This is a genomic window from Microcoleus sp. F10-B2, assembly GCF_036704965.1.
In the GTDB taxonomy this organism is placed as follows: domain Bacteria; phylum Cyanobacteriota; class Cyanobacteriia; order Cyanobacteriales; family Microcoleaceae; genus Microcoleus.
Window position 1 is genome coordinate 194,763 of record NZ_JAUBTB010000001.1, and the last position, 10,033, is coordinate 204,795.

Annotated in this window: 8 protein-coding genes; 3 read left to right on the plus strand and 5 right to left on the minus strand. The window is 43.4% G+C overall.

The annotated features are described in order from the left end of the window. Positions 1 to 258: 258 nt before the first annotated feature. Together QUA99_RS00845 and QUA99_RS00850 are read right to left on the minus strand one after the other, a co-directional pair. Positions 259 to 579, minus strand: a complete 321-nt coding sequence (locus tag QUA99_RS00845; protein WP_190663324.1) for a 2Fe-2S iron-sulfur cluster-binding protein — start codon at positions 577 to 579, stop codon at positions 259 to 261. 112 nt (positions 580 to 691) lie between these two features. Next, positions 692 to 1,339 (minus strand): sigma-70 family RNA polymerase sigma factor, encoded by a 648-nt coding sequence (locus QUA99_RS00850; protein ID WP_333234529.1) that lies wholly within the window; start codon positions 1,337 to 1,339, stop codon positions 692 to 694. A gap of 217 nt (positions 1,340 to 1,556) precedes the next feature. Between QUA99_RS00850 and QUA99_RS00855 the strand changes: the two genes are divergently transcribed. After that, positions 1,557 to 2,345 (plus strand): phage Gp37/Gp68 family protein, encoded by a 789-nt coding sequence (locus QUA99_RS00855; RefSeq protein ID WP_333234530.1) that lies wholly within the window; start codon positions 1,557 to 1,559, stop codon positions 2,343 to 2,345. Here the strand turns inward: QUA99_RS00855 and QUA99_RS00860 are convergent. The 3 genes from QUA99_RS00860 to QUA99_RS00870 all read right to left on the minus strand — a co-directional run bounded on the left by QUA99_RS00860 (position 2,326) and on the right by QUA99_RS00870 (position 8,116). Beyond that, the gene (locus QUA99_RS00860; RefSeq protein WP_333234531.1) at positions 2,326 to 3,450 is read right to left on the minus strand and encodes a three-Cys-motif partner protein TcmP; all 1,125 of its coding nucleotides are present in this window, start codon (positions 3,448 to 3,450) and stop codon (positions 2,326 to 2,328) included. The two genes, QUA99_RS00855 and QUA99_RS00860, sit on opposite strands and share 20 nt — an antisense overlap. Before the next feature lie 37 nt (positions 3,451 to 3,487). Beyond that, complete coding sequence (locus QUA99_RS00865; RefSeq protein WP_333234538.1) at positions 3,488 to 7,195, minus strand: hydantoinase B/oxoprolinase family protein; 3,708 nt, start codon at positions 7,193 to 7,195, stop codon at positions 3,488 to 3,490. Between the two features lie 72 nt (positions 7,196 to 7,267). Further along, positions 7,268 to 8,116: a M20/M25/M40 family metallo-hydrolase gene (locus tag QUA99_RS00870; RefSeq protein WP_333234532.1), complete on the minus strand. Its 849-nt coding sequence runs from the start codon at positions 8,114 to 8,116 to the stop codon at positions 7,268 to 7,270. A gap of 47 nt (positions 8,117 to 8,163) precedes the next feature. On the opposite strand from QUA99_RS00870, the gene QUA99_RS00875 reads away from it, so the two are divergent. Next, complete coding sequence (locus QUA99_RS00875) at positions 8,164 to 9,333, plus strand: AAA family ATPase (RefSeq protein ID WP_333234533.1); 1,170 nt, start codon at positions 8,164 to 8,166, stop codon at positions 9,331 to 9,333. Between the two features lies 1 nt (position 9,334). Further along, entirely contained in the window at positions 9,335 to 9,967 is a 633-nt protein-coding gene (locus tag QUA99_RS00880; protein ID WP_333234534.1) for a phage tail protein, read from the plus strand. Positions 9,968 to 10,033: the final 66 nt, after the last annotated feature.

Here is a 10,033-nt window from a genome sequence, read left to right on the forward strand (position 1 = left end):
GGGACACGGCAGTGCCGTGTCCCTAGGGGAAAGCTCACTATAGACGGGTGTACTTCATAAATGTGGAATCTGCTGTAAGTAGGATGCGTGACTTTCTAGTTGTTCAATTAACAGCGAGATGCTGGAGAGTCACGCACCTTACACCATACCAAATCTGCTTTGATAACGACTTTATCGACCAAGAGAATTCGTTGCTATACAAACAAATTACGCGCGACGCGAGACTGCAATAAACAATAGTAAAAAACAGATTTCCTATTACTTAAAATAAAGAGCTGCTTGATACAAAACTTGTTCTTGATGAGTTAACAAAGTGCAGTCAGAAAGCGGGTAAGCCACACAAGTAACAGCGTAGCCAGCTTGCAATTCTGACGGCTTCAAAAACTTTTGTTCGCTTTGGTCGATTTCACCGCTCAGCAGTTTGACAACGCAAGCAGAACACTCTCCTTGCTTGCATCCATTCGGCAAGCGGATGCCGGCATCTTCTGCTATATCTAAGATATACTGGTCGTCTGGTACTGCGATCGTGCGATCGAGCGCGAGAGCCTCATTCACCAACCGAACTTGATAAACTGCCATTTTTTTCTTATTCCTCGCGAAAAGGCGGGTTTACGATGCTGTTAGTCCTAGCAAATATTTCGGGTAAAACCCGCCCCTACAACTAGAAAGGGCGGATTTATATCGTGTATATCTAGACAAGTGCTTCTTGATAATCGAGATTTTCATCTAGATAAATAGCCCGAATATCCTCCGGCAAGTTTGATTCTAAAGTTTGATATCCTTTTTGCAGCAAAGCCTTCACCTGAGCCGGCGAAATAGCTTCGCCTTCTGCTTGCAAATAAGCTGCTATTCGAGTTTCGCTCCAGCGGAAAGTCTGAGCCATCAACACCACTAAACGCGGCAGCGGCGCTAACAATTCTAAGGCTTGTTTGACGTAACACCACAGGGGAGGCGGAGCCGATTGCAAAGAATAATGAATCGTCTCAACAGGGGGCAATTCAGCTTGATTTATGCAGACTGCGGTGACATTAATCAGCCAGTTTTGGAGACTGAGATTTCCGCCATCAGACTCTTGGATCTCGCGGCGCAAATCGAGGCCTCGGAGTTCGTGATAGATGTGCAGCCAAGTGTGGGCAAATAGGTAATCGCCTTGTACGGGCGATCGCACGGAATGGCGAATCAGGGAGTGTACAATTTGAGCGTAGCGACAAAAAATCGCCGTGAAGAAGCGACCCTGATCCGGATGGTTTTGAAACAGAGTCAATAATTCCTGGTCGCTGTGATGGAACAGGGATTTGACCACAGGATGGTTGAGTTCTGAAAAATTAGGTGTTTGCACAATTGTTATGGAAAGGTTTGGAGAATAAATGCGGGTGCAGCCCGATTCTACAACACGATATACATTTGATGCAAGTGTTTAAAAAATATGTTGATAATAAAGTCAAATTAATTATATAATTAAGTTGTAGGTGACGGTGAATAAACCTCAATTAGTAGAGCGATTTTTATTTGTTCACCGTCACCTACAAAGGTTGTTTAAATGGTAAATTATTTGTATGTCTAGCATTAATACTGGTATCGAATGGACTGACAGAACGTGGAATCCAACGACGGGCTGCGATAAAGTCAGTCCGGGCTGCACGCATTGTTATGCCGAAGCATTAACAAAAAGGTTTCACACTAATTTTCCTAACGGTTTTGATTTAACACTGCATCGCGAGCGGCTGCAAGAACCCAAACGCTGGCGAAAACCGAGTCGCATTTTCGTGAATTCGATGAGCGATTTATTTCACGAAGAAGTTCCTTTTTCATTCCTTCAAGAAGTTTTTGAAGTGATTCGAGAAACTCCTTGGCACGTATATCAAATTCTGACCAAAAGACACGAACGCCTTCGCGAACTAGCAGATAAATTAGACTGGCATGACAACATTTGGATGGGAGTTTCTGTGGAAAATCAAAAGTACGTTGACAGGATTGATTGTTTGCGAAAAGTACCTGCCAAGGTCAGATTTCTCTCGTGCGAACCGCTTTTAGGTGCTTTGGATATTGATTTAAAAGGCATTCATTGGGTAATAGTTGGGGGAGAATCTGGACAAAAACACCGTCCCATGCAAGCAGAATGGGTTGAAAGTATTCAACAGCAGTGTGAGGAGGCTGAAGTAGCGTTTTTCTTCAAGCAATGGGGAGGTAGAACACCTAAAGCTGGTGGGCGACTTCTGGATGATAAAATTTGGGATGAGATGCCGGAAGCATGGGATAAACATCAAAGGCAATTTAATGGCTACACTTTCAGGATGAGTCGTAACTCAAATAAAGTAGTAGCACCTACTTTGGTGAAAATGTAACTGTCACCTTCTCTCCAAATGTAATTTCTCCTTTGTACTTCCTTCGTTTACTGGCAGGTGGATCTGCTATTATTTTACCTTGTTGTTCGAGTTTCTTAAGAGCTTCTTTGTAATTTTTACTAATGTAGCGCTTGCCAACATGATGCTGATTGTAAATTTGTTCCATAGTCATCGTCTGAGCGGCAAATTCATCCAACAACAAATTTTCAAGCTCATCCAGAGGACGGTAAAGCTCATATAAGAGGGGATATCTAGGTGGAGCGGGATTGTATTCAAAAGAAGAAACACCTTGTTTAGCGCTAGAGCTTTCTCCAGCCATGATTTCTTTCATGATTGAATAACCCAAAACATTTTTTGATACAAAAATTAAATGATGGGTAGTCCGATTACCGCCTTCATTTTTAAAGCAAAATGGGAGTACATATGAGCCACCTATTTCTTTCAAAGCCTGAGAGATAGCCTCCACAATTATTAACTCTCGCTCCTCTGGTTGCTTCGATTCAAGCTGTCCCCTAAGATTGTCGGCTCGTTCTTTACCGAAGAGAGAATTCATGTGCTTCTCTACGGCTGTATTATGCAATCCCATGTTGATCCGGTTGTAGTTAAAGAAAAATATACAATCACAACCCCAATCTTTGATGACCGATCCAATTAGCGCAAGTGACAAGCCTTTATAACCCCAAGGGTCGATAAAGAATAGTGTAGGAATCTTAGTGATTTGTTTAATTGCTTGAACAATTTCTTCTCCAACCTCCTTATTTAAAAGTATTGGCTTATGAGTTAACCTGCCTATATCTGGGATGGATTCTATAGCCTGCTGGAGAGACTGAGTATTATTTGAGTCCTTATCATTAAACAACGTTACTAGCATTTGTGACATATCTGGCTCGGCAATAGCACGTTCCAAGATAAGTAATGGAGTAGACTTAGAACCGTCTTTATAGCGACCGGGCCCAGAGAACAAATCAATATAGGCAATTTTATTACTCCATTTCTTTGCTGTGGGTATAATTACCTTTGCCCAGGCCCAAAAGTATTTAGCAACTATTTCTGATTTTACTAAAGAATTATCTCTGGACTCATCAAAGAAAGAACTGTCAGCCATCACAGTCACCTCTACACTTTAGTTAATTTTACTGTGGCTAAACAATAGTACCATAACCTCCGCCCCCAGGAGTCTCAATGACAAACACCTCCCCCGGCTGCATTTCCACACTCGCCGTACTCCCCAATTCCTCAACTTTACCCTCAACCTTTTCAACATAATTCCGCCCAACTTTCCCCGCTTCCCCCCCATTCAAACCGCAAGGAGAAATTACCCGCCGCCCCGATAAAATTCCCGCCGTCATCGCCTCCCGAAACCGCACTCGCCGCACCACTCCATTACCGCCGCGATGATATCCATTCCCCCCGCTATTAGCCCGAATTGCAAAACTTTCTAACAACACTGGAAACCGCCATTCTAATACTTCGGGATCGGTTAAACGCGAATTAGTCATGTGAGTTTGAACCGCATCCGTACCATCAAAACTTGCACCCGCACCCGCACCGCCGCAAATAGTTTCATAATATTGATAGCGCTGATTTCCAAAGGTAAAATTATTCATAGTTCCCTGAGAAGCCGCCATCACTCCCAAAGCGCAATACAAAGCATCGGTAATATTCTGCGATGTTTCCACATTTCCCGCAACTACCGCTGCTGGATAGCGAGGATTCAGCATACAGCCTTCGGGATTGATGATTTCGAGAGGTTTCAAACAGCCCGCATTTAGAGGAATATCGTCATCTACCAACGTGCGGAAAACATACAAAACAGCGGCTTTGCACACGGCTGCAGGAGCATTAAAATTGTTGGATTGTTGAGCAGAAGTGCCAGTAAAATCTATTTTTGCACTGCGCGCAGATTTGTCAATTGTAATCGCTACCTTAATTTGTCCGCCACTATCCATCGGATAAGTAAACTCGCCATCTTGCAACACATCAATTACCCTGCGTACCGACTCTTCCGCATTGTCTTGTACGAAGCCCATATAAGCTTGCACAGTCTCTAATCCATAATGTTCTACCATCTTAATAAGCTCTTCGGCGCCGCGCTTGTTAGCAGCAATTTGTGCTTGCAAATCAGCTATATTTTGAGCGGAATTGCGAGCCGAAAAATCCCCCTCGTTCAGAAGTTCTAGTAATTCTTTTTCTCTAAAATTGCCCTTGCTAACTAACAGAAAATTGTCAAGCAATACACCTTCTTCAGTTATTGTTGTACTGTTAGGAGGCATGGAACCGGGACTGATGCCGCCGATGTCGGCGTGGTGTCCCCGCGAGGCTACATAAAACAAAGGAAGGGAGGAATCACGATCGCATACTGGAGTAATAACGGTGATATCTGGCAAGTGTGTGCCGCCGTTGTAGGGATTGTTAGAAACATAAACATCGCCCGGTTGAATCGCATTGCCTTGTGCTAAAATTAAAGCTTCAACGCTTTCGCTCATCGAGCCTAGATGTACGGGAATGTGCGGCGCGTTGGCAACTAATTGCCCGTTTTTGTCGAAAATTGCACAGGAAAAGTCGAGGCGTTCTTTGATGTTGACTGATGAACTTGTGTTTTGCAATGTGACGCCCATTTGTTCCGCGATCGCCCGAAACAAATTATTAAAAATTTCCAGCAAAACTGGATCTGATTTAACCGCAGATAAACGCGAATCAACGCGGATATTATCTGCGTCCACCTGCGTGCATCTGCGGTTCAAAATTAGATCGTTATTTTCGGTGATTTCCCCTTCCCAGCCCGGTTCTATGATATTAGTTCCCGTAGCTTCAACGATCGTAGCAGGGCCTTCTATGCAGTCGCCCGATCGCAAATCGTCTCTCTGATAAACAGGCGTTTCCCGCCACCCACCAGCAACGTAGGTTTGCACCGTTGAAATTGGTTGCACAGGCAAGATGCCCGTACCACCAGAGGGGGAAATTGTCGATGCTTCCGGCACATCCATTCTTTCTACAACTTCCACCGAAACCGCTTCCACAATCAGCGGTTTTTCTGGCATAATAAAACTGTAACGCTGTCGGTGTGCTGCTTCAAATTCAGCCTGCATGACCTCAATAGTGTCAGCAAAATCTACCGCCAAAACCGAGTCACTTCCCTGATATTTTAAGCGCAGCTTCCTAATAACTAAAACCTCTGACTCATTCTCTGCGTTCTCTGCGCCTCTGCGGTTCAATTCCCTCTTCCCCTCAGCCTCCAATGCAGTTAAAATATGATGTAAATCAGTAATTAATTCGAGACGTAATTGTTGCTCGATCGCCCTTTCCCGAATAGCCCGCACATCAGCCAAACCCATACCGTAAGCCGACAACACACCCGCATAAGGGTGAATAAACACCCGTTTCATCCCCAAAGCATCGGCGATCGCGCAAGCGTGTTGGCCGCCCGCACCACCGAAACAGCACAATGTATACTCCGAAACATCGTAACCGCGCTGAAGCGAGATTTTTTTGACAGCATTTGCCATCTTTTCCACAGCGATCGCCAAAAAACCCTCCGCCACCTGTTCCGGCGTCCTCTCGCCCCCAATTTCCCCCGCTAGTTGCACAAATTTTTGGTTTACTACGTCAGGGGCGATCGGCAAATCTCCATTCAATCCAAATACTTTCGGGAAAAAATCCGGTTGAATTTTCCCCAACATCACATTGCAATCAGTCACCGTCAAGGGGCCGCCTTTGCGATAGCAAGCAGGCCCAGGATTGGCCCCTGCAGACTCCGGCCCGACGCGGTAGCGAGCTCCGTCAAAAAAGACAATTGAACCGCCGCCGGCTGCTACAGTGTGAATTGCCATCACGGGCGATCGCAATCTCACCCCAGCAATTTCCGTCTCAAATTCGCGTTCGTATTCGCCGTTAAAATGGGCAACATCTGTGGAAGTTCCGCCCATATCAAAGGTAATAATTTTATCAAAACCTGCCTTTTTGCTCGTTTGAACTGCACCGACAATTCCCCCAGCAGGCCCGGATAAAATACTATTTTTTCCTTGAAATTGGGCCGCGTCCACTAAGCCGCCGTTGGACTGCATAAACATTAATTTAGGCAGTGGGTAAATTTCCTCGTTCCCAGGCTGTGCCTGGGAACCCATATCCAGAGGCTCTGCCTCTCTTAATTGACTGGTTACTTGTTCGACATAACGCCGTAAAATCGGAGATAAATAAGCATCGACAACCGCAGTATCTCCCCGCGAAACTAATTTCATCAGCGGGCTAACTTCGTGAGATACTGAAATTTGAGTAAAGCCAATTTCTCGGGCTATTTTAGCAACTTGTTTTTCATGTTCCGAGTAGCGGTAGCCGTGCATGAATACGATCGCACAACTGCGAACTCCCTCATCGTATGCTTGCTGTAAAGAGGGGATAAACTGGGGATTGACAGCAGTTAACTCCTCACCCTGAACACTGTAGCGTTCCGCAACTTCAATCACTCGATCGTACAGCATCTCCGGCAGGACAATGTGGCGGGCGAAAATATTCGGGCGGTTTTGATAGCCAATTCTCAGCGCATCGCGGAAACCTTTGGTGATTAACAGAATTGTGCGATCGCCCTTTCGTTCCAGCAAAGCATTTGTCGCTACCGTCGTCCCCATTTTAATCGCTTCAATTTGTGCAGCGGGTATGGGGACATCTGCCCCAATTCCCAAAATATCGCGAATTCCTTGAACTGCGGCGTCGGTGTAGCGTTCTGGGTTTTCCGACAGCAGCTTGTGAATGACTAATTTACCGTCGGGGCTGTTGGCGACAATATCGGTAAAAGTGCCACCGCGATCGATCCAAAATTGCCAGCGAGTGCGATCGTCAAAAACAGCATTCATATCTTTACCACTCATCTTCTCTTTCATTCCTTCACGGCCTTTGCGCCTTCGCGGTTTGTTAAAATAAAACTGCTATATATATCGAATAGCCTCAACCAATCCCTGACAAACACCAGCCAGAAAATCTAAATCCAAAGTCTCAATCCTATCACTTTCTCGATGATAATGCGGATTTCGCATATTAGCAGTATCAGTCACCATAATAGCCGGATAACCATTATCCCAAAAAGGAACATGATCGCTGCGGCGAGTATCGGGGACAATTAAACCTCGATTCGGCACCGGCAGCCACTCGCAGGGCTGACCAGATTTGCGAATTTTGCCACTCAAATTAATCAAATCGGGAACCGTCCGCAAATTGCCAATTAAAGCAATAAAATTACCACTATTTGGATAAAAATATTTCAAGCCAGGGGGGTAGCTTTGAGAATTAGGATTGTGGTTGCAATAACCCAACATTTCCAAAGAAATCATTAACCGGATTGACTTTTGCTGTTGCTTGTATTTAGCTGCATGATGACTGCTTCCCAAACAACCGTATTCTTCCATATCGAAGGCGACTAATTGCACTGGATATTTGAGCGGCCCAGATGCGATATCCCTTGCGAGTTCCAGCAAAACAGCCACACCAGTAGCATTATCATCGGCCCCAGGCGATCCGGGTACAGTATCGTAATGAGCACCAATTACGATCGGCGGCAACCGCTTCTTAACCGCCCGATCGGAGGGGGGTAAATCCAAAATCAAATTGTGATGAATTCGCCCGCGCACCGAAAAATCGTCAATTTCTACAGTTCCCCACTGTGCCAACTGTTCCCGGATGTATTGCTGGACATAAAAATGCCCTTCGGATGCGAGGTATGGATTGCGATCGCGTACAATTTGAATCAGATGGCTGTGCAGGCGTTCCTTGAGATTCATGCGATCGGAGATACAATGAGTACACTAAGATTATATGGGATTGAATTATGATTGGAGAAGTCAGAATCGAAAATTATAAGTCCATTCAAAAGCTGAAGCTGGAACTAGGACGAGTAACTGTATTGATCGGTGAAAATGGCTGCGGCAAGAGCAATATCCTAGAGGCGATCGCCCTTGCTTCTGCTGCTGCTAATTATAAGCTTGATAACGAGTTCTTAGCTGCAAGGGGCCTTCGAGTTACAGAACCTCGATTTATGCGAGCAGCTTTTGAAAAGGAAAATTTAGTTAAAAATATCAAAATTGAGTTAAGAGCAAATAACAAACAACAATTCCGTTGTATTTTACAAAATGATAATGCTCCTTATTCTCAGTGGATGACTAAAAACTTTTGGGGCAACAATGAAACCTCTACAGAGAATCTTTTTAATCTTTTTCTTCAGAAATACGGGGGGCTAGACAGATTTCTATCAATTTTAAAAAACACAACGGAACTACCAGAACAAGACTTATCAAAATTGAACCACGATATAGACTCCTTTATTGAAATACTTCACTTACATCTATTTATAGTTTACTCTCCTGAAAATGCCGCTTTACGAACATTTGAAAAAGAAGGGCAAATTCAACCGTTAGGCATTAATGGCGAAGGCTTGTTTAAACTTATTAATTTTTTGAGTTTAGATGAAAATCAATACAAATTTAATGAAATAAAAAAAAAGCTGCGCTTGATAGATTGGTTTGAAGATTTTGAAGTTCCTCATAATTTAGCAGCAATGCAAACTTCTATCCAAATCACAGATAGGTACTTAGATACTGATTTAAGTTATTTCGACCAAAGAAGCTCGAATGAAGGCTTTTTGTTTTTACTCTTTTACTTTACCTTGTTCATCAGCGATCTCACACCTAAATTTTTCGCGATAGATAACATTGATGCTTCTCTCAACCCCAGATTGTGCCGTCGATTAATGCAAGAATTAGTCGAATTAGCAAAAAAACATGACAAACAAGTCATTTTTACAACTCACAACCCGGCAGTTTTGGACGGTTTGGATTTAGATGATGACGAACAGCGACTGTTTGTCATTTATCGTAACCAATTAGGACATACTAAAGCTAGACGGATTCTCAAACCTAAAACTATCGACGGACAGGAACCTGTTAAATTATCAGAGGCTTTTTTGAGGGGCTATATCGGCGGACTTCCTAAGAATTTTTAATATGACTAATTTTGGATTAATTACAGAGGGATTAACTGACCAGATTGTGATTGAAAGTATTTTAGCAGGATATTTCAATAACCCGGATATAGATATTAGACCGCTTCAACCAGAAAGAGATAAAGATGATGAGAATAAATCTCATAACTATGGAGGTTGGAGTCAAGTTTTTGCTTACTGCGAGTCAAATAATTTTAAGGAAGCATTTCAATTTATCGATTATATTATTATCCAAATAGATACTGATGTTTCAGAAGATTATAATATCGCCAAGCAAGATGAAAATGGTGAGTGGACTCCTCGGCAGTTGATTGAAAAAGTCATAGATAAGTTTAAAAGTTTGATAGGGGAAGATTTTTACACCAAATACGAACAGCGGATCGTATTTGCCATATCAGTACATTCTATTGAGTGCTGGTTGCTGCCGTTGTACTATACAGATAAGAAAAAAGCTAAGTTGATAAATTGTCTGGATACGTTAAACCAGCAGCTTAGTAGAAAAGATGGTTTTACAATCGATCGCAATGCTAAAAATCCTGACTACTACCGACAAATAGCCCGCAAATATTGCAAGCAGAAGGTTTTAATAGCCAGTTACCCAGACAATCCTAGTTTCAAATTCTGGCGTTGCTGAATTACGGTATGATACGGGCAAAAATACGAGAGGGAACCCGAAAATGATTTTTGAGATTTTGATGGG

Excerpts from the sequence above, each read along its gene's own strand:
- QUA99_RS00845 (WP_190663324.1), bottom strand. The coding sequence starts at position 579 with ATGGCAGTTTATCAAGTTCGGTTGGTGAATGAGGCTCTCGCGCTCGAT.
- QUA99_RS00855 (WP_333234530.1), top strand. The coding sequence starts at position 1,557 with ATGTCTAGCATTAATACTGGTATCGAATGGACTGACAGAACGTGGAAT.
- QUA99_RS00860 (WP_333234531.1), bottom strand. The coding sequence starts at position 3,450 with ATGGCTGACAGTTCTTTCTTTGATGAGTCCAGAGATAATTCTTTAGTA.
- QUA99_RS00865 (WP_333234538.1), bottom strand. The coding sequence starts at position 7,195 with ATGAATGCTGTTTTTGACGATCGCACTCGCTGGCAATTTTGGATCGAT.
- QUA99_RS00870 (WP_333234532.1), bottom strand. The coding sequence starts at position 8,116 with ATGAATCTCAAGGAACGCCTGCACAGCCATCTGATTCAAATTGTACGC.
- QUA99_RS00875 (WP_333234533.1), top strand. The coding sequence starts at position 8,164 with ATGATTGGAGAAGTCAGAATCGAAAATTATAAGTCCATTCAAAAGCTG.
- QUA99_RS00880 (WP_333234534.1), top strand. The coding sequence starts at position 9,335 with ATGACTAATTTTGGATTAATTACAGAGGGATTAACTGACCAGATTGTG.